Genomic DNA, 19,932 nt, shown 5'->3' with positions numbered 1-19,932 from the left:
CAGCCACCGGATGCGGTGCCTGCTTTGGCAGCCCTAGGATGAGGGCATGGGGATGACGGCAGGAAACAGGATTACGCCCAAGATCATGGGAAGGCTGCGGCTGGCCTCGCAGGGATTGCAGGGCGAAGGATTCGGCTCGGTTGCTGAGGCCGTTCGCTGGATGACGGCAAGCCAGGCACAGGACCTGCAGGCGGCCATGTGGGCCGTGGGAGTGAGGGTCCCCGGCGCCGGGCTGACGGATGTAAGGGCGGCGATTGATGGCGGCAGCGTGGTCCGGTCCTGGCCCATGCGCGGAACCCTGCATTTTGTGGCTCCCGAGGATCTGCGGTGGATGCTGGAAGTCACTGCCGACCGTCTCAACAAGAGCATCTCAGCACGGCATCGGGAACTGGACATCACTCGCGCGGACATCGAGAAATGCCGCGACATAGCCTTGGAGCGTATTGCCGGCGGCGGACCCGTCAGCCGGAACGAGCTGTTCGCGGTGTTTGATGCAGCCGGGCAGCCCACTAAGGGGCAGCGGGGAGTCCATATTTTGGGAACCCTTTGCCGCCACGCATGGCTGGTGCAGGGGCCGCTTGCAGGCAATCAGCAGTTGCTGGTGGCCTTCGACGACTGGATCCCGGTTTCGCGGAGCCTGGAGCGGCAGGAGGCCATCGCTGAGTTCATGCTGAGATACTTCACCAGCCACGGCCCGGCCACGTTGCGCGATTTCTCCTGGTGGACACAGATTCCCCTGACGGAGGTCCGGGCCGTGTTTGAGGCAGTCCGTGGGAGCCTGCTGGAGCTGGAATACGGCGGCACCAGCTGTTGGCTCTCGCCGGAGACCGCGTCGTTGCTCGACGCCGGTGTTCCCGGCCAGCGCTCGGTGCTGCTCCTTCCGGGCTTTGATGAGTTCCTGCTTGGCTACCAGGACCGGAGCCTGGTCCTGGCTCCTGAGCACGCCGGCAAGATCGTCCCGGGAGGCAACGGTGTCTTCAAAAAGACCGTCGTCGCAGGGGGAGAGGTGGTTGGCACGTGGGCGCGTGAGGGCAAAGGGGCGACCGGCGCCGTCGTGCCCGAACTGTTCGACGAGACCAAACCACTCGGCTCCGGGGCGCAGGCCGCCTTAGCCGAGGCATCGGAGAGGTACCTGTCGTTCCTAGCGAGCTGAGCCCTGGTTCCCAACGCCCAGCACGAGCGGCCCTGCCCCGCAAAAGCGCTGCGGGCCAACGCCGCTTGAGCGGGGCCGGACCGCTCCTGCCCAGAGCCGCACGCCACGAGCCGCCTTGCTCCCACGAGCGGCTCTGCCCCGCAAAAGCGCTGCGGGCCCACGCCGTTTGAGCGGGGCCGGACCGCTCCAACGCTGAGCCACCAGGGAGAAGGCTTGTCCACATAGCTCAGCGGCCTGTAGCCAGGGCCGCCGCCCCGCACTCAGGCTCTGATAATGAACTCTGACAAGATACTTGACCTGGTGGATGCCCGCTGGCCCGCTTTTCGCGTTGCCTCGACACGGCAGTTGGCCACGGCAGGTTTAGAGGAACGGGTGTTGACGGCGGCAGTCCGGAGTGGGGTGCTTCTGAGGCTCAGGCGCGGCGCCTACGTGAGGGCCGGGCATTGGGCTGAAAGCAAGCCGTGGACACGGGATGTGCTGCGCATCCAGGCGCACTACGAATCAACCGGCGGCCTCTCGCGCTACAGTCATGTGAGTGCCGCAAGACTGTACGGGTGTCAGGTATGGGGCGTGGGTCCCCAGGTTCACGTCACCACTGGGCACGCGAACTCGTCCAAAAGCGCCGGGAGCGACGTCAGGACGCACAGGATGGAATTCGACGTCGGGGACCTCGCCTCGTTGCGGACCGGGGACGGCCGTTTGTTCAAGGTGACCAGTCTTGAGAGGACTGTCGTGGACTGCGCCCGGATCCTCACGCTGGAACAGGCAGCAGTGATCGGAGACCATGCGCTGAGAAAAGGCGCCGGCCTCGACAGCATGCGCGAACTCCTGGCCCAAAGCCCAGTGAAGCGGGGCGGACGGCGTGCGCTCAACCTGCTTGACGCCTTGGACGGGCGGTCTGAATCAGCGGGGGAAACCAGGACCCGGCTGCTGCTTCACTCCCTGGGGATGCACAGCTTCGTCCCGCAGGTGGAGATTGCCACAGGGAGCGGACTCTTCCGCGCCGATTTTGCGGACGCACTGACCAGAATTGTGATCGAGTTTGATGGCAGGTCCAAGTACTTCGACTACAAACCCACCGACGAAGTGATTCTGGCCGAACGCCAGCGCGAGATTGCGCTGGTGGAGGAGGGCTGGCTGGTCCTCCGGCTTAAATGGCAGGACCTGGACCGTCCGGCTGAGCTGAGGCGGCGGCTGCTCGCCATGGCTCAGCGCTCACGAAGACTGTCCGCCTGACGCAAAAACGGCCCTGCCCCGCTTGAGCGGTGCTGGAGAGCACCGTTCCTGCGGGGCAGGGCCGTTCTTGCCGGCCGAAACCAAAAGCCGCGGCCCGCAGTGTAGCTAGAGCGTACCCGTGGCGATGTTGAGCATGCGGCGCAGCGGCTCGGCGGCGCCCCACAGCAGCTGGTCGCCTACGGTGAAGGCGCTGATGTACTCCGGGCCCATTTCAAGCTTGCGGATGCGGCCCACCGGGATGTCCAGCGTGCCGGAGGCGGCAACCGGAGTCAGGCCCGTCATCGAGGCTTCCTTGGAGTTCGGAATGACCTTGGCCCACTCGTTGTCCTCGGCCACGATCTTCTCGATCTCGGCCACGGAAAGGTCCTCGCGGAGCTTGAGGGTAAGAGCTTGGGAGTGGGAGCGCATGGCACCGATCCGGATGCAGAGTCCGTCCATGATGACCCGGTTTTCATCCGTGGTGCCCAGGATCTTGTTGGTCTCCACCCCGGCCTTCCACTCTTCCTTGGACTGCCCGTTGCCGAGGTCCGCGTCGATCCAGGGGATCAGGGATCCGGCCAGTGGCACACCGAACTGGCTGGCGTCGATGCCCGTGCGCTGGTGGGCCAGGACCTTGCGGTCGATGTCCAGGATGGCCGACGCCGGATCGTCCAGTTCACTGCTGACCTCTGCGTTCAGAGTCCCGAACTGGCTGAGCAGCTCGCGCATGTGCCGCGCGCCGCCGCCGGAGGCAGCCTGGTAGGTCATGGACGTGCCCCACTCGACAAGGTTGTTCTTGAAGAGCCCGCCCAGGCCCATCAGCATGCAGGACACGGTGCAGTTCCCGCCGATGAAGTCCTTGGTGCCGTTGACCAGGCCCTTGTCGATGACATCCCGGTTGATCGGGTCCAGCACAATGATGGAGTCATCGGTCATGCGCAGGGTGGAGGCGGCGTCGATCCAGAGGCCATCCCAGCCCCGGCTGCGCAGTTCGGTGTGGACACGCTTGGTGTAATCCCCGCCCTGGGCGGTAACAATAATCGGCAGCTTCGCCAGCGTCTCGACGTCGAACGCGTCCTCGAGCTTGCCTGCCCCGTCAGCAAAAACGGGGGCGGCACCTCCCGCGTTTGAGGTGGAGAAAAATACCGGGTTGATGTTGGCGAAGTCGCCTTCGTCCTGCATACGCTGCATCAGGACGGAACCGACCATGCCACGCCAACCGACCAGTCCAACGGACGGAGTAGCTGCTGTAGTCATTCGTCCAGTTTAGACTCCCGGACCGGCAGCCCGCAGTTGGTTACGTCACCTGCAAAAGCACGACGCCGTACGGCACCGCCGCCGGATCCGTCATCTGGAACCTGGCTCGGGAACGCCTCTGGCCCGGCGCAGCTGACGGGCCTTGTACTCGGCCACCGCATAGTGGAGAAAAAGCCAACACCCGCCGGCAGAAAAAAGAACAAGGAACAGTCCACCCCAATAGGGCTCGCCTCCCCGAACGGCGGGCAGGATCAGCACACCCCAGGTGACGATCAAACCAATGCCCAGCATCATCGAGGCGCCGATCAGCATGCCCCACCACGTGGTGAATTGCACGCCGGATCCCCTTGCAAATCCGATTTCGTCGGCGGCGTAGCTGTAAAGCTCACCCTTCTTGGTGCGCATCAGGTTGCGCTTGTCACCGGCCGCGACGGTGGCCTGGTGCCACGCCGTCGTCTCATCATCCCGCTGGAAGCGGGCAGCGTCGTAAACCATTTGTCTTCCTTACGGCGGTGGTGGGGAATCTCGTGAAGCTTCCCTGTCCCCGGGTAGCGGTGTGATTGGTCAGCCTGGGTGGGATTCGCCGGGGAATGGCCGCGTGCTGTCCGGGAAGTTTTCGCGGGTGATCGGAATCCCGGACGGGTTGGCCTCGAACCAGCTGCGGGCCTTGTCGTCGTCGAGAGCGAAGCGGGGCTTCGGCAACCCTCTGAGGCGGCGCAGCTTCGACGCTTGCCGCTCCCTCCGGAGGTTATGGATGCCGAACAGCCAGCCCCCTGTAAAGAGCGCGGTGCAAACCAGCGCGAGCAGGCCAACAATGAGGTTGAGGCTGGCTACGGCGACGATCAAAAGCAGGGGCGCAAATATGGCGGGGATGGTCATCAGGATCGTGACGATGTACAGGCCTGTTGCGCTGTGGACCGAGTAATTGCCGGACGGCTGCGATCCACCAATGCCCCATTCGTCCCGGGTATAGGCGTAGACGGTTCTGTCCATCCCGGTGGCGTAGTAGTAGGGGCGGTCGGCAATGAGGCTTTCCACCGATGGCTCAGATGCCATCAGCAGATCCACCTTCGGACCTGAACGTACTCAGCGCGGCAACCAGGTCGTCGTTGGTCTCCGCCAACGTTTCAGCTCCCACCACGTCATTCACGGCTACGGCGTGGACCCACCCTTCATTGTCTTTGCGGATGAGTAACTGCCGGGCACCGGGGCGCAATCCGGACCTTATCCTGACGCCACCTTCCGTGTTCTGGCCCAAATGTTCCCGGACGATGAAGGCCTCAGCGGCTGCTGCTGAGATGTTTGGGTCCTGGGGAAGGGCGAACCAACTCATCATGGTTCTCGGCTGGAATATCAGCGTTGTCCGGTCCGACTCGGCATGCAGGACCGAATCGCCTTGTTCGGCATTCAGAAGCAGATCCAATTGTGTCCATCTGAGGGCGTTGGCAAGTGTGTAGGCGACAACATCGACACGCATATCGAAGTCCACATCTGAACCATTGACGGTGGCCAGGCCTCGGGCGATGAGCGAGGAAAGGCCGGCGCCGATCAGTTCCTGGTTTTCAGATTCCTCGGTGAGCCGTAGCCACGAAGCGCTGGCCTGGGATCCCGGCGTCGCCTGCAGATGCACTAGGTAGGCCATTTCGGCCAGGCCAAATCCTACAGACGTGTCTGCCGGGGTCTTTGTCGCAGTCATGTTCATCATCCTATGAGTAGGGAAACAGGCTAGAAACCGAAGAAGTCCTTGACGCCCTCGCCGATATTTTCTGTGGCATCTTCGGTGAAGTCACCGATGGCGTCAAAGGCATTATCAATGGAATCCTTAGCTCCCGGGATCAGTTCGACGGCCGCCCATGCGCCGCCAATCACCATGCAGGTGACACCAACGGGCGGCGGGAAGAAGGACCCAACACCGAGTGCAGTTTTGAGGCCCGACTTCAGGGCATCCCCGGTTTCGCCGTCTCGGATTGCGTTGACCGTGTCCAGGCCATCCAGGCCAACACTTATTCCGCCAATGGCATGCCCGGCCGAGTTCAGGCCAAACTTTGCCCAGGGACCAAGGTCAGCTGCCCCGGCACCACGGGCCATCTCGGCGAAGTCACCGAATTTGCCGCTCAGCAGGTCCGCCGTCCCGGAGAATGCACCGCGCAAACTGTCTGAACGTGCCGCTGCTTCCCAGAGGTCCTTATTGAAGGTCCGCTTCACTGCGGCCCAGTCGTGCCCGGCTGCGAGCAAAGCATCGACTTCCCTGCCGTGCCGCGCGAGGAACTGCTGGAAATCCCGGATCCCCAAGGGAACTGTTTTCAGGCCGAGGACGCCGTTATAGGCGTCCCAGCCCGTGCGGAAAGGAGAATCTCCGTCCGAGATCCAATCTGGGCCCCAAGGACTGAACGGGTTGGCCGGACGGCCTGCATGGCCGCGGCCGCCAAAAGGCCCTCCGCCGCCTGAGCCGGGCGCAGCATTGCTGGCCTTCTCCTGTTCGTCGGCGTTCGCCAGCAGTCTCTTGGATTCCTGCTTCAGCGCATGGGCCGTCTGCTGGATCAGTGCCCGGTGGCTTCCATTCCACTCGGACCTGAAGCGTTCACTGTCGGCACCCTTCCAGGACCCGCTGCCATTGTTGATCACACCGGTGAGCGACGACGACTGCTGCATCAGGCTTTCGGATGCCGTTCCGAACTGCTGTGCCAGCGTGCGCAGCTGGGCGACGTCCGCGCCCCACAAATTACCTGCCACAAGGCATCATCCCCCACATGTCTGAGCAGCTGGTTCTCCGTCAGGCCGCTCCCTGAAGTCTAGCCACGCCACGCGGGCCGCTGCGATGGGGTGTGCTCCCCATCCCGGCCAAGGACCGGGAGCAAGCGATCCGGCAGCAATCGATCCGGCAGGCGGCTAGCGCCGGCCGGTTTCCTCCGGCACCGCATTCTTGCGGGCCCGGAGGGCAAAGAAAGCGCCGAAGGCAAAGACCTGGGTGACCACCACCAGCACGATGATCCCGGGGATCTTGTTGCCGCCCAGGATCATGGTCAGGCCAACGATGGCGGACAGCAGGGCCAGGAGCGGCAGCAGCATGTAGCCCAGTACAAACAGGGTTTCGGGTTTTTTCAGCACGTCAGCCCTCTGTCCGTACCCATTTGGTGAATCGGTAGCGTGTCCCGTTGGCCGCCGTCAGCCAGCCATCGGGCGGAACAGCCGCGGCCGCCTCCCAGGTGGCGCCCAGCTCGGGAGCGAAGGTGTCGCCGTCGGCTTCCACATCGATGGTGGTGACCACCGCAACGTTGGCGAGGTCCGTGGACTGCCGGAAGACCTCACCGCCGCCCAGGATCCATACCGTCTCGCCGCCGTCGACGAACTGGGATTCCAGCAGCGCGTCATCCAAGGACGGAACCACGACGGCGCCCTCCGCCTCGGGCGAGTCCGCCCAGCTTTTCTGCCGGGTGATGACGATGTTGGTCCGGCCGGGGAGGGGACGGTACTTGTCCTGAAAGGACAGCCAGGTCTTGCGGCCCATGATCACGGGATGGCCCATGGTCAGCCGGTTGAAGTGTTTGAGGTCCTCGGGCAGGTGCCACGGCATGTCGCCGCCCTTGCCAATGACGCCGTCGGCAGTTTGCGCCCACACCAGGCCCACTCCGGTGACGGAGTCAGCGATCTCCTGGGTGAAGTCTTGGGGGTCTGCGGAATTTTCGGTGCTCATACGGCGATCGGAGCCTTAATAGTGGGGTGGTGCTGGTAGCCCACCACGTCGAAGTCCTCGAGGGTGTAGTCGAAGATGGAGGCCGGCTTCCGGGTGATCACCAGCTGCGGGTACTCGTACGGCTCCCGGTCCAGCTGCTTGAGGACCTGGTCCATGTGGTTCTCGTAGATGTGTACATCGCCGCCGGTCCAGACAAACTCTCCGGGCTCCAGCCCCACCTGCTGGGCGATCATGCACGTGAGCAGGGCGTACGAGGCGATATTGAACGGTACGCCCAGGAACATGTCCGCGGACCGCTGGTAAAGCTGGCAGGAGAGTTTGCCGTTGGCCACATAGAACTGGAAGAACGCGTGGCACGGCGGCAGCGCCATGTCCTTGAGTTCGGAGACATTCCAGGCCGAGACAATATGCCGCCGCGAGTCCGGGTTGGATCTGAGGTTCTCCACCAGCTCGGCGATTTGGTCGATGTGGCCACCGTCCGGGGTGGGCCAGCTCCGCCACTGCACACCGTAAACCGGACCCAGCTCGCCGTCGGCATCTGCCCATTCATTCCAGATGGTAACGCCCTGGTCCTGCATCCATTTCACGTTCGATTCGCCGCGCAGGAACCACAGCAGCTCCACCGCCACGGACTTGAAATGAACGCGCTTGGTAGTGATCAGCGGGAAGCTTTTGGACAGGTCAAACCGGATCTGCCGGCCAAACACACTGGTAGTGCCGGTCCCGGTGCGGTCGGATTTGTGCGTGCCATGGGCCATGACATCTCGCAGGAGGTCTTCATAAGGCGTTGGGATGCTCACGGCTAAAGTCTACTTTGCCCCGGCGCTGGTTCCGTGGAGGGTCAGCCATTTCTGAGTTTCCCACGCACCAGGTCAAGCAGGAGTTCATCACTCAACCCTGCATCGCGGCCGGTGTTGACCAGGAGGCCGACGGCGGCAGTCACCGATTCGGGAACGGCTTCCGCGCCGCCGGCCCCTCCCCGGATGCCAGGCGCAACCACGGTACCCAACCGGCGTCGGGATTCAATAAGGCCTGACGCCTCCAGCTCCTTATAGGCCCGGGCCACCGTGCCGGCGGCGATGCCCAGATCGGCCGCGAGGCTGCGGACGGTGGGCAGGCGGCTGCCGGGGCTGAGGGAGCCGATGGCTATCAAAGAGGCAATCTGTGAACGGATTTGCTCGTACGGCGGCGTCGCTGACCTTAAATCGATGGAGATCCCGGCGTTCATTTCAGCGCTTCGGCTTGGTTTGCCGGATCCGCTTGGGGCTGTCGCGGGGAGGCAGTGCGCGCAAAGCCTCTGACCGGAATCACCGCGATGACCACTCCTGCTGCCACCACCAGCGAACCCACGGTGACAGGGGGCTGCCAGAAGGACGGCCACGCAGCCTCCGGCAGTCCAAGGACCGGAGGCCACGCCCGGCTGGCCGTGATGAGCAGCACGCCGGCCTGGACCGCGAAGCAGGCTGCCAGGGTGCGGACCACCCTGTGCACCGTGATCGCGCGCAGCGCCGCGTCCAGGCCGGGGACAACCGCCGCGATGCCGCGCCGTTTCCGGGCGGCGGCAAGGGGGAGTGCCGAAAGGATCACGACGGCGGCCGTGGCCAGTGCCGTTGTGGTCCAGCTTGGCGGTGCGGCCAGCATCGCCTCACCGGCGGCCGTAACCGCGGCCACGGCGGTGAGAAGGGTGAGGGTCACGATGGCGGTGGACAGCAGCGCCGGGCTCACCGGCTGCCGCGGCCACGTCCTCGGTGCGGATAGGGCTCCGTGGTTGCGGTGCATCAGGAGCTCCCCGGCGGCGATGACGGCCAGTGCTGCTGCCGCCGCCAGGGCGGTGAACACAGTCGGTTGTCCCCAGATCAGCGTTCCGGGAAAGAAGAGGCCAGCAACGGCGGGTATCAGCGGGGCGAGCCCGAGAGCGGCGCCCAGCGAGACGGATAGCCGGGTGGCTGGCTGTGTGCCGGCAGCCGATGTGGGGTGCGCGGAACCCTTGCGGCCAACCTGGGCACTGGCGAGCTTGGGCGGGGCCCACCACCACATGGCCAGCAGCACTGCGAGCGAAACCAGGCCCATGGGATTGAACCAGCCGTTTGAGGGGACCAAAGCGTCCGGCCGTGCCGCGAAGTTCCCGGCGATGGCGGCCAATCCCGCGGCAATCGTGGCCACCGTGCGGAGCAGCCTGTTCATCGCGATGGTCCGCAGCAGGTCATTCTCGTCCGCGTCCAGCGCCTCCAGCTGCCGTCGCTTGGCAATGAGCATCAGGACAAGGCCCGTACCGATGGCCAGCACCATCAGCCCGGCACCGAGGTACGCAGCCAGTTCAACACCCGGAATGCGCCCGTCGCCGCCTGCCTGGACAGCATCCTGGGGGTTCACGTTCAACGTGTTGTAGGGGACCCGAGTGAATCCCGGAAGGGTGGCCGTCCAGGCGATCTGCACAGCCGCTGCCACGAAAATGGCGGCAACAGTCCACGCGAGGGGGCGCGGGAGGAAATCCCGGACCCGCCGGACGCCAAGGGTAGCCAGCCTGCGGGGGCGCCGGGGCCCGGGATAGCTCAGCTGTCCGATTGCATGGACCCCGAGGCATCCCAGGATGGGCCAGGCGAGGGCGGTGAGGATGGCCCCGGGGGAGGCCAGTGCTGCCGTACCCGGGTTCTCGGGCAGGATCCCGGCATTCGAGGCCGGCTGAAGGGAGCTGCCCAGCCAGCCGATGACACCCACCCAGAGGGCATGCTGGGCCACCGTGACCCTGGATGTTCCACCATCCGGTGCCGAGATCACCCAGCGGAGGAGGACGTACAGCCCGGCGGCCAAGAGGAAGGGCCACAGCAGGACCATGGGCGCTACATTCTGGAACGCCAGTTCAAATCCATTGGTGCCAGGCACGTCATCCCCCAAAGCTTTGTATCAATGTACTAAGTATTTGATACAAAGTTCCGTGGGTCAACCGGGCTCAGATGCTAGTCGTCAAACGGTTTGAACTGTTCCACCGCGACGATTCGGTTCTTGCTGCCGGGGGCAACATGGCACACCACTACTTCCCCCGGTGAGAGGTACGGCTCGGAGGACGGCAGCAGGGCGCTCAGTGCCGAGGGCATGTGCTTGGCCAGCTGGTCCATCACAGTAGGGAGGGCCGGGCGATGGGTGCAGACAACTACCGGGCGCTGCTTGTCGAACAGGGCCTCGATGACCGCAGCTGTCTTCTTGGGATTGCGGGCATGCCTGTGTTCCGTCAGGGCCTCCACCAGCTTCACCTTCGCCCCGGCGGCGTTGGCATACGGCATTACGGTGGCCACGCAGCGCAGCCACGGACTGGTAACAACCCGCAGGGGCTTCCACGTATGCAGGAGTCGTCCCACGGCCTGGGCCTGCCTCAGTCCGGTGGCGGCCAGGGGGCGTTCACCCTCTGCTTTGGTCCAGGAGGAACGGGGCTTGGCCTTGGCATGGCGGAGCACCACCATGGGCCAGGTGTTCAGTTCCCCACGGTCATAGGCGGCCTGGAGGAAGTCCAGAGGGACGACGTCGGAAGGGTTGGACAGCAGCGTGGCGGCCTTCGCAGGGGAGCACCACATCACACTGTCCACCTCCTTGCCGTCCGGCAGGAGCCGGTCCCCGTTGACGCGGACGGCCCAGTAATGAACCACTTTCAGGCCGGAGGCCACATGGTAGTGGATGGGGGGCAGGGGGATGCCCAGCTGTGCCGTCAGGCCGATTTCTTCCTGTATCTCGCGGACGGCACACTCGGGAATGGTTTCACCGGCGTCGATTTTTCCCTTGGGCCAGGACCAGTCGTCGTAGCGTGGCCGGTGGATCAGCAGTACCTCCAGCTGGTCCTTGTTGATGCGCCACGGCAGGGCTCCGGCGGCTGTGACCGCTACCGGCTCGCCCGGATGGTCTGTCTGATCTGCTACGAGTGCGTCGCTCGACAATGGACCAGCCCTACCGCCGGCTCAGGCTGCGCTGGCGCGGCCTCGATGCGAGCAGCCACGACTGGACGTCGTCAAGGCGCGTGCCGTCGTCGGCGATATGGTAACGCGACCAGTCGCCCTGGTTGTCCAGGTGCCAGCTGGCCGTTTCGGGATCCATGTAGCGGCGCAGCAGGTCAAGGACGTATGTGACATCATCCGAACTGGCCAGCTGGACCAGGGCCTCAACCCGGCGGTCCAGGTTGCGGTGCATCATGTCAGCCGAGCCGATGTACACCACGGGGTCGCCCCCGTTGGCGAACGCGAAGACCCGTGAGTGTTCAAGGAAGCGGCCCAGCACTGAGCGGACAGTGATGTTTTCGCTGAGGCCGGGGACGCCCGGGCGCAGTGAACAGATACCGCGGACGATTACATCCACCTTGACGCCCGACTGCGATGCCCGGTACAGCGAGTCGATGATGGCCTCGTCCACAATCGAGTTCACCTTGATCTGAACCCTGGCGGAAAGTCCCGCGCGGGCGTTACGGATCTCGGTTTCGATCCTGTCGATCAGCCCGGACCGGACGGACCTTGGTGCCACGAGGAGGCGCTTGAACGTTGATTTGGGTGCATAGCCGGAAAGCTGGTTGAAGAGCTTGGAAAGGTCTTCGCCCACCTGGTCGTTGGCGGTCAGGAGGCCCAGGTCCTCGTAATAGCGCGCGGTGCGTGGGTGGTAGTTGCCGGTTCCGATGTGGCAGTAGCGGCGCAGCCCGTCCACTTCCTGCCGGACCACCAGGGACAGCTTGCAGTGCGTTTTCAGGCCCACGATTCCGTAGACCACATGCACGCCCGCCTGCTCAAGTTTGCGGGCCCAGGAAATGTTGGCCTGCTCGTCAAAGCGGGCCTTGATCTCCACAAGGGCCAGGACCTGCTTGCCTGCCTCGGCCGCATCGATCAGGGCATCCACAATGGGGGAGTCGCCCGAGGTGCGGTACAGGGTCTGCTTGATGGCCTGGACCTTCGGGTCAGCGGCGGCCTGCTCAAGGAAAGCCTGTACGGACGTTGAGAAGGAGTCGTACGGGTGGTGCAGAAGGATATCGCGGCGGCGCATGGCGGCGAAGACGTTCGCTGCCTTGGACGTCTCGGATTCGTTGAGGTACCTGGAGGTGTGCGGGACGTGTTTGGGGTAGTGGAGATCCGCGCGGTCGATCGCCGCGATAACGGACAGTCCGCGGAGGTCCAGCGGCGCCGGGACTGAATAGACCTCGGACTCTTCAACGCCCAGTTCGCGGATCAGAAGCGCGCGGATGTTGGGGTTGATGTCGTGCGTGACCTCCAGCCGGACGGGAGGGCCAAACCGGCGGCGCAACAGTTCCTTTTCGAGGGCCTGGAGCAGGTTCTCGGCGTCGTCCTCTTCCACTTCCACGTCCTCGTTGCGGGTGACACGGAAGATGTGGTGCTCCAGGACTTCCATGCCGGCAAAGAGCTTGTCCAGGTGGACGGCGATAACTTCTTCGAGCGCGATAAAGCGGGCAACCCGCCCTGCCACCGCACCGGCCCTGGGTCCGTCAATGGATATGAGGCGCGGCAGCTGGTCCGGCACCTTCACGCGGGCAAAGAGTTCCTTGTCGCTCACCGGGTTCCGGACCACCACGGCCAGGTTCAGCGAGAGGCCGGAGATGTAGGGGAAGGGGTGTGCAGGATCCACGGCCAAGGGCGTCAGAATCGGGAAGACCTTTTCGGCGAACATTGCGCTGAGCTGCTGCTTGGCGGCGTCATCGAGTTCATCCCAATGCATCAGGTGGATGTGTTCATACGCCAAGGCAGGGCGGATCTGTTCGGAGAAGACCTGGGCGTGGCGCTGCTGGAGCCGGTGCGCTTCATCACCAATTTTTTCCAGGACTTCAACGGGGCTGAGGCCTGCGGGGGAGGGCACGGCCAGCCCGGTTGCAATGCGGCGCTTCAGGCCGGCAACACGGACCATAAAGAATTCGTCCAGGTTGGACGCGAAGATGGACAGGAAGCTGACCCGCTCCAGCAGGTGGAGGGTGGGGTCCTCAGCGAGTTCCAGGACCCGGGAGTTGAATGCCAGCCAGCTCAATTCGCGGTCCAGGAACCGGTCCGGCCGGATGTCCCCTTCAGGTGCAAGGTTGGGCGCGAACTCAGGAATGTCGATCCGGTCCTGTGTCGCCCGGGAGGCTGGCACCTCCGACGAGCCGAACCGTGCGCGGACTGGCACTGCAGCACCTTCGGACGTGACTGTTCCGGCGGGTTCCGGTTTCATGGTCTCTCCTTATACGTGCGCTATTGCTGGCGCACACGGCCGGCGCGGTTCTGTTTCAACCTTACAATCATTCAGCGCGGACGAGTCCTTGGCTTTCCGCCCAAGGACTCGTCCGCACGGGGTGGTTTAGCGCGCCGCAACCGGCCCGTACATCACGTCCATGTCCCAGCGCGTGAAGCCCAGTCCCCGGTACAGGGAAACCGCCGGGGCGTTGTCGGCATCGGTGTAAAGCATGACGGCGGAAAGCCCGAGCTGCTGCAGATACCTGATGCCGGCCACGGTGAGGGCCTTTCCCAGGCCCATACCCCGTGCGGCCGGGGTGACGCCCACGGCGTACACCTCACCGATCGCGGGGTGCCCGCCGTGCCGGGGATGCACCTTTGTCCACAGGAAACCGAGCAGGCCGCCATCGCCGTCAACCGCCAGCAGGAAACCGGCGGGATCGAACCAGTCTTCGGCAATCCGGGCATCCAGGTCCGCCCGGCTCATCGCGCCTTGCTCAGGGTGGTCGGCAAAGGCGGCACGGTTGGCGGCAAGCCACGGCTCTTCGTCCCGGCCAGGGACAAAGGCGCGCAGCGTCACGCCGTCCGGAAGGCCGGCGTCGGGAAGTTCTGCAGTCCCGGTGGCCAGCCTCATCTTCCAGAGTTCGCGGACGGGGCCGTACCCGTATTTGGCCGCGAGGTCCGCTGCTGCCTCATGGTTGCCGTGGGACCATGCCTTCAGGCCGTCGAACCCGCGGCTTGACTTCAGGGCGCCGACGAGGCGGTCCGCCACGCCCTGATTGCGGTAACTCGGATGGACGGCGATTTCCAGCACGCCGCTGCCGTCCGCTTCCTCCACCACCACTGCGATGCCTGCGAGGTCCTGGCCGGAGGCGGGATCGTCATCCTCGTCCGGTGCGTAGAGGGCCAGCGTCAGGAGACCGTGTTCGGCCAGGTCGCCGGCCCGGAGCGTCACCACTGTCTGCTCCGACAGTGAGGGGTTGCCGTCCGATTCCTCGGCTGCAGCGAGAAGGGCCCTGCAATCCTTGAGCAACTGGTTGTCGAGCCCGCCCTTGACAACAAGGACAGGCCATTTCTCGGGGTGCGCAGGACTCATGAAGCTAGGCTATACGCCCCGGCACCCAGTGTGCCGATTTTGATGGCTGGGAACCTGCACGTATAGTCGTTATCTCATCCGGCGGTTTGCACCATGGCGCGGGATGCGAGGGGGATCCACCACTGGGGTGGCCTCGATACGTTCGACCCGTATGTCCTCCACCACAAGGGAAATGCCCCGGACCAATGGTCCGGGGCATTTCCGCGTTCACCGGGGTTTTGATGGACGGCACCAGTGTCAGGCCTCGGTCAGTTCGTCTTCCTGCTGACGGACCAGGGTCAGGCGGTAGCCCACGTTGCGGACAGTGCTGATCAGGTTTTCGTGGTCGGCCCCGAGCTTTGCCCGCAGGCGCCGGACGTGGACGTCCACGGTGCGGGTGCCGCCGTAGTAGTCGTAGCCCCACACTTCTGTCAGCAACTGCTGGCGGGTAAAGACACGCCCGGGGTGCTGCGCCAGGTATTTGAGGAGTTCAAACTCCTTGAAGGTCAGGTTCAGTGCAGCACCGTTGACCCGGGCGGTATAGCTCGCTTCATCGATAACGACGCCGGCGGCCCGGATTTCGGTGGGTACGTCCTCTTTGTCGGGTACGGCCCTGGCCACGGAGAGCCGGATTCGGGCCTCCACTTCGGCGGGCCCGGCGGAATCCAGCACGATGTCATCCACAGCCCAGGCTGAGGAGACGGCAGCCATTCCGCCTTCGGTGAGGATGAGGACCAGCGGTGCGCTCAGGCCGGTTGCCTTCAGCAGCTGCGTCAGGGAGCGGGCGCCAACGAGGTCCTTGCGGGCGTCCAAAAGCACGATGTCGCACGGGTCTGTTTCGAGCAGGGCAGTCGGCTCTGCAGCGAGGATGTGTACACGGTGGTTCAGCAATTCCAGGGCAGGCAGGATGTCCACCGATGAGCCGGTGCTGTTCGTCAGTAACAGGATGTGCGACATTATTCCTCCAAGGGCCGTCCGCGCATCTTTGAGCGACTGAACCGGTTTTCACCGGCCGATACTGTCTCACTGCTGCGGTCTGGGCCGACGATGGAGCTATCCGGCTGGCCACCGTAGCAGGAAGCGTAGCTGAGCTTTGAGTATACCCAACCGCCACCCGGCAGCTATGGATGAGGTCCATTTGGTGGTTCGTTTTGCGACATATGCCGTTCATATAGGGCAGGATTGAGCAAAGGGGCACACCGTCCTGCCACGGAGGCGCCAGCTGCCCTCCCGGGACTACGGCCAGAATGGGATCACAGAGAATTGAGTGCAGAATCGACGCCGGGCACGTCAGGGCCAGGTACTTTATGACGGCCGAGCTGCAGGCCCCGGTACGCTCCCTGGGATCCTGGACCATCGGCGTTGTGGGCGTGGCCGGGCTGGCTGCGGTCATCGCCGGTGTGTACAGCTCCCGTGAGGCATTGGTGGCAGTGGCAGCCGCTATTGCCCTTGCCGTAGGCATCGGCTGGCCGCACTTCCTGCGCATTCCCGCGAAGAAAACCCTCGCCGCTGTTATTGGCCTCTCCGGAGCGGGATCGGCTATTGCCGCCGGCTTCGCCCCGGCGCCGGGGTTCCTGGACTGGACCCCCGCCTTCATCGCGCTGGGAATGATGGCCGTGTTCGTGGTGGAGCTGATCCGCGGGACGGGCCAGGCCCAGCGGCTGGAGTCCACCCTTGGCTGTTGCGTCGGCGTGCTCCTGTCCTGCCTCGGCGCGGGCTGGATCGCCGGTGCCCGTTTCAACGGGGTGCGGGAAATGCTGCTGGTGGCGGCCATCAGCGCGGCGGTTGCGTTGCTTGCCGGGCTGATCCGATGGCCCGACAGTATTGTGGCGCCCCTCGGGATCGTGCTGGCAGGTCTTGCCGGTCCGTTGGCCGGCCTTATTTTCTCCGATATCGCGGTGTTGCCGGCCGCCATCTTCGGTGTGGTGGTGGGGGCAGTGCTGGTCAGCTTTCGCCGGCTTGTCACAGTCCGCGGCGCTCCACTTAATTTTCCGGCGGCCCTTAGCATGGGTCTTGCGCCGGTCTCAGCGGTGGGTTCCCTGGCCTACTTCATAGACAAACTACTCATCTACTAAGCGTTAGGATGGCATCATGTCCGTACTTGCATTCGAAATTTTCTTCCTTGTCCTGCTCGGTATCGCCGGCCTGGCCATGGCCTGGTTCGCCGGCTTTGTGGTTTACCGGCTCTTCAAAGGCCAGAAGTAGACCACTTCCGAAGCTAGCCGTTTCCAGAGGTAATTGCTGTGCCGATTGAGATACCAACTGATCTGACACCAGAACTTGTTCCGCTTTCCTGGCTCATTGGAGAGTGGGAAGGCCGCGGCCGGCTTGGAACTGGTGATGAGGACTCCGAGCACTTTCTCCAGCACGTATCGTTCACGCATAACGGGCTGCCCTACCTGCAGTACCGTGCCGAAAGCTGGCTGACCGACGACGACGGCACGCGGCTCCGGCCCCTCACCGTGGAAACCGGCTTTTGGGCGCTGGAGCGCAAACAGCTGGATGCCGACGGCGGCCCCGGCCTGGTACCTGCCGATATTGTCCCAGCCCTGAAAAGCGCCGACGAAGTCGAGGCCCTGCGCAACAAGGACGGCGGGTTCGACATCTCTGTCTCCATCTCGCACCCGGGAGGAATCTCGGAGCTGTACTACGGCCAGATCAAGGGCCCGCAGATCCAGCTCACCACCGACATGGTGATGCGGGGCAGCCACTCCAAGGATTACAGCGCGGCCACGCGGATCTTCGGCCTCGTGGACGGCAACCTGCTCTGGCGGTGGGACGTTGCCACCGGCGGAACCACAGAGCCGGGCAAGGGGCTGGAGGCTCATGCTTCCGCCTTCCTTAAAAGGGTGTCCTGAGCCATAGGTTTCCCGAGCCGTAGAAGGGTGTCCTGAGTGCGGCGGCAGACGGCGCTGGCATCTGGCGGACGGATGCCCCTGGATTCGATGTCGAAAACCGGAATACCGTTGACCATCAAGGACTTCTACTACATATGACTACTCAAAGCCCCCTGTTGTCGCGCCCTGGCGCGGTTGAAGCCGCCGGTCCGGACGCCGGCGTCGCCGCGCATTACGGTGAGCCGCTCCGGGAGCAGCGCGCCCTCGCGGCAGGTACGGCCGTCGTCGATCTTTCCCACCGCGGTGTAGTCACCGTCACCGGACCGGACCGGCTGAGCTGGCTGAACACGTTGTCCTCACAACAGCTCACTGCCCTGCAGCCGGGCGAATCGAGCGAACTGCTCCTGCTGACTGTCCAGGGCCGGATCGAATTTGACGCCCGTGTTGTAGACGACGGCGGGACCACCTGGCTGATCGTGGAGGCTGCCGAAGCGGCGCCGCTGGCCGAATGGCTGACCCGGATGAAGTTCATGCTGCGGGTCGAGATCCAGGATGTCTCGGGGGAGTGGGCCGTCATTGGCTCCACCAAACCTGTGGAGGAATGGGCAGGGCTGCTGTCCTGGCGGGATCCCTGGCCGCACGTTGGCGCCGGCGGGTATTCGTATGCTGTGGTGGCGGAGGCTGACCACCCGGGAGTGGACCGGCCGTGGATCGAGTACCTGGTTCCTGCTGCCGAGCTTGCCGAAACTGTGGGCGACCGCCCGCTGGCCGGGATCCTCGCTGCAGAGGCCCTCCGCATCGCCGCCTGGCGGCCGCGGCTGGGCGCTGAAACCGATGACAAGACCATTCCGCACGAGCTCGATCTGCTGCGCACGGCAGTGCACCTGAGCAAAGGCTGCTACAAGGGCCAGGAGACGGTTGCCCGCGTGCACAACCTCGGCCATCCGCCGCGGCGGCTGGTGTTCCTTCAACTGGACGGGTCCCAGCACACCATGCCGGCTCCGGGCAGCCAGGTGCTGCTGGGGGAGCGCAAGGTTGGTGTGGTTACCTCGGTAGCCCAGCATTACGAGATGGGATCGGTTGCCTTGGCCGTGATCAAGCGGTCCGTGGGGCCGGATGAAATACTGACAGTCATGGACGGCGAGGAACCATACGTCGCCGCCCAGGAAGTGATCGTTGCGCCAGACGCCGGCCAAGTGGTGGGGCGCCCAACCGGATTCCTCAGGGGGACCCACTGATGACTGAACCTGCCGCCTCCGGGCCATCACTTTCCGGCGCGTCACCGCAGCCAGGCACTGAGGGCGCCGGCCCTGCCGGCTACGGCGCCGGGCCTGCCGCCCCAGACGGGGCCGCGCCGGAGCCGGATGAGGCGGCAGTAGCTCTTGCCCATAGGCTGTTCCAGGCGGCGAGGGACGGCGATTCCGCACTCCTGGGCAGTTACCTGGACGCGGGCGCGCCTGCCACCATGACCAACGCCGCCGGAGATTCCCTGCTGATGCTGGCTGCGTATCACGGCCATGCCGAAACGGTGCAGCTGCTGCTCCAGCATGGCGGAGAAGCCAACACAGCAAATGACCGCGGGCAGACGCCGTTGGCCGGGGCCGCCTTCAAGGGGTATGCGGACGTGGCCAAGGTGCTGCTGCAAGCCGGCGCTGATCCTGATGCAGGTTCTCCGTCAGCGCGCGCAGCCGCCCAGATGTTCGCGCGCGCGGAGATCCTGGACCTGTTCGGCCAGTAGGCCTTGAGGCTTGTCGCTCAGCCCAGGTGCACGCTCGTCTGGATGCCGCCCGTGGACAGCCCGAGCTTCCGGGCCAGGGCCAGTGAACCTGTGTTGCTGACTTCCGCCCGCCACTGCACCGTGAGGCCGGCAGCCAGCGCCTCATGGGCGGCGATGGACGCCGCCAGGGAGCCCATTCCTTGCCGCCGCCATTCGGGGTCCACCAGGACACCCATTTGGGCGAGCAGCCCTTCCCATTCCGTGTAGGCGCCGCAGGCTATGGGCACTCTTCGGCCTTCCACCTCACGGATAATGGTGTAGCGGTTTTCCAGGTCTGACAGGCCCACCTCATTGACGTCGTCTGGCGGGCAGAGCCCCTCCAGTTCGATCGCCTCCGGATTTCCATGGGAGACGGTCAGCTCCTGGGAGGGCTGCCGCAGGGGCAGATCGTCGGCAAAGAACAGCGCAGCGGACCCCAGTCCGTGTCCGCCGTGCGTCCGTGTCAGGGTCAGCAGCGTGACGTGATGGGCCATCTCCTCGTCCGGAATCCCGGCAGCGGCGTCAATGATCCACTCGGGGCCCACCAGGGCGGAACTTCCGAACAGCCGCACGAACTCAACTGTCCGCGCCGCATCATCTACCCGGACGATGCGTTCGCCGGACCTGAGCGATTCAGCAAAAGCATCGTCGTCGAGCCCCAGCCGCCTTGCCCATGCGAGCTGGATGATGGCGGCGGTTCCCGGGTCAAGAGTCATGTCCCCAGCCTATGACGAAGGAGCCCTGTGGTTCGGACCAG

The 19,932-nt window shown here is 64.5% G+C and carries 21 protein-coding genes; 6 read left to right on the top strand and 15 right to left on the bottom strand.

What is annotated here, in order from left to right:
* Positions 1 to 52: 52 nt before the first annotated feature.
* Both M1E17_RS17370 and M1E17_RS17365 read left to right on the top strand, forming a co-directional pair.
* Positions 53 to 1,153, top strand: coding sequence for a winged helix DNA-binding domain-containing protein (locus M1E17_RS17370; protein WP_457967815.1), 1,101 nt, complete (start codon positions 53 to 55; stop codon positions 1,151 to 1,153).
* Positions 1,154 to 1,426: 273 nt separating this feature from the next.
* Positions 1,427 to 2,389 (top strand): type IV toxin-antitoxin system AbiEi family antitoxin domain-containing protein, encoded by a 963-nt coding sequence (locus tag M1E17_RS17365; protein WP_457963181.1) that lies wholly within the window; start codon positions 1,427 to 1,429, stop codon positions 2,387 to 2,389.
* Positions 2,390 to 2,494: 105 nt separating this feature from the next.
* Here the strand turns inward: M1E17_RS17365 and asd are convergent, their stop codons facing one another.
* From asd to M1E17_RS17295, 14 genes are all read right to left on the bottom strand, one after another.
* The gene (gene asd, locus M1E17_RS17360; RefSeq protein WP_457963180.1) at positions 2,495 to 3,625 is read right to left on the bottom strand and encodes an aspartate-semialdehyde dehydrogenase; all 1,131 of its coding nucleotides are present in this window, start codon (positions 3,623 to 3,625) and stop codon (positions 2,495 to 2,497) included.
* Between the two features lie 90 nt (positions 3,626 to 3,715).
* Entirely contained in the window at positions 3,716 to 4,120 is a 405-nt protein-coding gene (locus M1E17_RS17355; RefSeq protein ID WP_457963179.1) for a hypothetical protein, read from the bottom strand.
* A 69-nt stretch (positions 4,121 to 4,189) separates the two neighbouring features.
* Positions 4,190 to 4,681, bottom strand: a complete 492-nt coding sequence (locus tag M1E17_RS17350; RefSeq protein WP_457963178.1) for a hypothetical protein — start codon at positions 4,679 to 4,681, stop codon at positions 4,190 to 4,192.
* Positions 4,671 to 5,321, bottom strand: a complete 651-nt coding sequence (locus tag M1E17_RS17345; protein WP_457963177.1) for a hypothetical protein — start codon at positions 5,319 to 5,321, stop codon at positions 4,671 to 4,673. Before M1E17_RS17345 ends, M1E17_RS17350 begins: the two co-directional genes overlap by 11 nt.
* Before the next feature lie 29 nt (positions 5,322 to 5,350).
* Positions 5,351 to 6,358: a WXG100 family type VII secretion target gene (locus M1E17_RS17340; protein ID WP_457963176.1), complete on the bottom strand. Its 1,008-nt coding sequence runs from the start codon at positions 6,356 to 6,358 to the stop codon at positions 5,351 to 5,353.
* Between the two features lie 156 nt (positions 6,359 to 6,514).
* The gene (locus M1E17_RS17335; RefSeq protein ID WP_457963175.1) at positions 6,515 to 6,733 is read right to left on the bottom strand and encodes an NF038396 family protein; all 219 of its coding nucleotides are present in this window, start codon (positions 6,731 to 6,733) and stop codon (positions 6,515 to 6,517) included.
* 1 nt (position 6,734) lies between these two features.
* Positions 6,735 to 7,319 (bottom strand): dihydrofolate reductase, encoded by a 585-nt coding sequence (locus M1E17_RS17330; RefSeq protein ID WP_457963174.1) that lies wholly within the window; start codon positions 7,317 to 7,319, stop codon positions 6,735 to 6,737.
* Positions 7,316 to 8,119: a thymidylate synthase gene (locus M1E17_RS17325; protein WP_323809200.1), complete on the bottom strand. Its 804-nt coding sequence runs from the start codon at positions 8,117 to 8,119 to the stop codon at positions 7,316 to 7,318. The genes M1E17_RS17330 and M1E17_RS17325 overlap by 4 nt, the downstream gene beginning before the upstream one ends.
* 41 nt (positions 8,120 to 8,160) lie before the next feature.
* Complete coding sequence (locus M1E17_RS17320; RefSeq protein WP_457963173.1) at positions 8,161 to 8,547, bottom strand: GntR family transcriptional regulator; 387 nt, start codon at positions 8,545 to 8,547, stop codon at positions 8,161 to 8,163.
* A complete protein-coding gene (locus M1E17_RS17315) occupies positions 8,544 to 10,202 on the bottom strand; it encodes a hypothetical protein (RefSeq protein ID WP_457963172.1) in 1,659 nt (552 codons plus the stop codon). The genes M1E17_RS17320 and M1E17_RS17315 overlap by 4 nt, the downstream gene beginning before the upstream one ends.
* A 74-nt stretch (positions 10,203 to 10,276) precedes the next feature.
* Positions 10,277 to 11,245: an NUDIX hydrolase gene (locus M1E17_RS17310; RefSeq protein ID WP_457963171.1), complete on the bottom strand. Its 969-nt coding sequence runs from the start codon at positions 11,243 to 11,245 to the stop codon at positions 10,277 to 10,279.
* A gap of 10 nt (positions 11,246 to 11,255) precedes the next feature.
* Positions 11,256 to 13,505 carry an RNA degradosome polyphosphate kinase gene (locus M1E17_RS17305; RefSeq protein ID WP_457963170.1) on the bottom strand — a complete coding sequence of 750 codons (2,250 nt, stop codon included), beginning with the start codon at positions 13,503 to 13,505 and terminating at the stop codon, positions 11,256 to 11,258.
* A 126-nt stretch (positions 13,506 to 13,631) separates the two neighbouring features.
* Complete coding sequence (gene mshD, locus M1E17_RS17300) at positions 13,632 to 14,603, bottom strand: mycothiol synthase (protein WP_457963169.1); 972 nt, start codon at positions 14,601 to 14,603, stop codon at positions 13,632 to 13,634.
* Between the two features lie 237 nt (positions 14,604 to 14,840).
* Complete coding sequence (locus tag M1E17_RS17295; RefSeq protein ID WP_214960787.1) at positions 14,841 to 15,539, bottom strand: winged helix-turn-helix transcriptional regulator; 699 nt, start codon at positions 15,537 to 15,539, stop codon at positions 14,841 to 14,843.
* A gap of 350 nt (positions 15,540 to 15,889) precedes the next feature.
* On the opposite strand from M1E17_RS17295, the gene M1E17_RS17290 reads away from it, so the two are divergent.
* The 4 genes from M1E17_RS17290 (at position 15,890) to M1E17_RS17275 (ending at position 19,157) form a co-directional block, all read left to right on the top strand.
* Entirely contained in the window at positions 15,890 to 16,657 is a 768-nt protein-coding gene (locus M1E17_RS17290; RefSeq protein ID WP_457967813.1) for a permease, read from the top strand.
* A 168-nt stretch (positions 16,658 to 16,825) separates the two neighbouring features.
* On the top strand, positions 16,826 to 17,440 hold the full coding sequence (locus M1E17_RS17285) for a nitrobindin family protein (protein WP_267275905.1): 615 nt from the start codon (positions 16,826 to 16,828) through the stop codon (positions 17,438 to 17,440).
* 134 nt (positions 17,441 to 17,574) lie between these two features.
* Positions 17,575 to 18,657 (top strand): CAF17-like 4Fe-4S cluster assembly/insertion protein YgfZ, encoded by a 1,083-nt coding sequence (gene ygfZ / locus M1E17_RS17280; protein ID WP_457963168.1) that lies wholly within the window; start codon positions 17,575 to 17,577, stop codon positions 18,655 to 18,657.
* Positions 18,657 to 19,157, top strand: coding sequence for an ankyrin repeat domain-containing protein (locus M1E17_RS17275; RefSeq protein ID WP_457963167.1), 501 nt, complete (start codon positions 18,657 to 18,659; stop codon positions 19,155 to 19,157). The genes ygfZ and M1E17_RS17275 overlap by 1 nt, the downstream gene beginning before the upstream one ends.
* A 17-nt stretch (positions 19,158 to 19,174) precedes the next feature.
* On the opposite strand, the gene M1E17_RS17270 is transcribed toward M1E17_RS17275, so the two are convergent.
* Positions 19,175 to 19,891, bottom strand: coding sequence for a GNAT family N-acetyltransferase (locus tag M1E17_RS17270; protein WP_457963166.1), 717 nt, complete (start codon positions 19,889 to 19,891; stop codon positions 19,175 to 19,177).
* Positions 19,892 to 19,932 lie beyond the last annotated feature (41 nt).

It is taken from the genome of Arthrobacter sp. D1-29 (genome assembly GCF_054130585.1).
The sequence above is the reverse complement of the archived record's forward strand: the minus strand, read 5'-3'. Positions and strand labels throughout refer to the sequence as shown.

Coding starts and splice junctions, on each gene's coding strand:
- M1E17_RS17295 (WP_214960787.1), bottom strand. CDS start 15,539: ATGTCGCACATCCTGTTACTGACGAACAGCACCGGCTCATCGGTGGAC.
- M1E17_RS17270 (WP_457963166.1), bottom strand. CDS start 19,891: ATGACTCTTGACCCGGGAACCGCCGCCATCATCCAGCTCGCATGGGCA.
- M1E17_RS17345 (WP_457963177.1), bottom strand. CDS start 5,321: ATGACTGCGACAAAGACCCCGGCAGACACGTCTGTAGGATTTGGCCTG.
- M1E17_RS17275 (WP_457963167.1), top strand. CDS start 18,657: ATGACTGAACCTGCCGCCTCCGGGCCATCACTTTCCGGCGCGTCACCG.
- M1E17_RS17330 (WP_457963174.1), bottom strand. CDS start 7,319: ATGAGCACCGAAAATTCCGCAGACCCCCAAGACTTCACCCAGGAGATC.
- M1E17_RS17370 (WP_457967815.1), top strand. CDS start 53: ATGACGGCAGGAAACAGGATTACGCCCAAGATCATGGGAAGGCTGCGG.
- M1E17_RS17355 (WP_457963179.1), bottom strand. CDS start 4,120: ATGGTTTACGACGCTGCCCGCTTCCAGCGGGATGATGAGACGACGGCG.
- M1E17_RS17290 (WP_457967813.1), top strand. CDS start 15,890: ATGACGGCCGAGCTGCAGGCCCCGGTACGCTCCCTGGGATCCTGGACC.
- M1E17_RS17305 (WP_457963170.1), bottom strand. CDS start 13,505: ATGAAACCGGAACCCGCCGGAACAGTCACGTCCGAAGGTGCTGCAGTG.
- M1E17_RS17365 (WP_457963181.1), top strand. CDS start 1,427: ATGAACTCTGACAAGATACTTGACCTGGTGGATGCCCGCTGGCCCGCT.
- M1E17_RS17320 (WP_457963173.1), bottom strand. CDS start 8,547: ATGAACGCCGGGATCTCCATCGATTTAAGGTCAGCGACGCCGCCGTAC.
- ygfZ (WP_457963168.1), top strand. CDS start 17,575: ATGACTACTCAAAGCCCCCTGTTGTCGCGCCCTGGCGCGGTTGAAGCC.
- M1E17_RS17350 (WP_457963178.1), bottom strand. CDS start 4,681: ATGGCATCTGAGCCATCGGTGGAAAGCCTCATTGCCGACCGCCCCTAC.
- mshD (WP_457963169.1), bottom strand. CDS start 14,603: ATGAGTCCTGCGCACCCCGAGAAATGGCCTGTCCTTGTTGTCAAGGGC.
- asd (WP_457963180.1), bottom strand. CDS start 3,625: ATGACTACAGCAGCTACTCCGTCCGTTGGACTGGTCGGTTGGCGTGGC.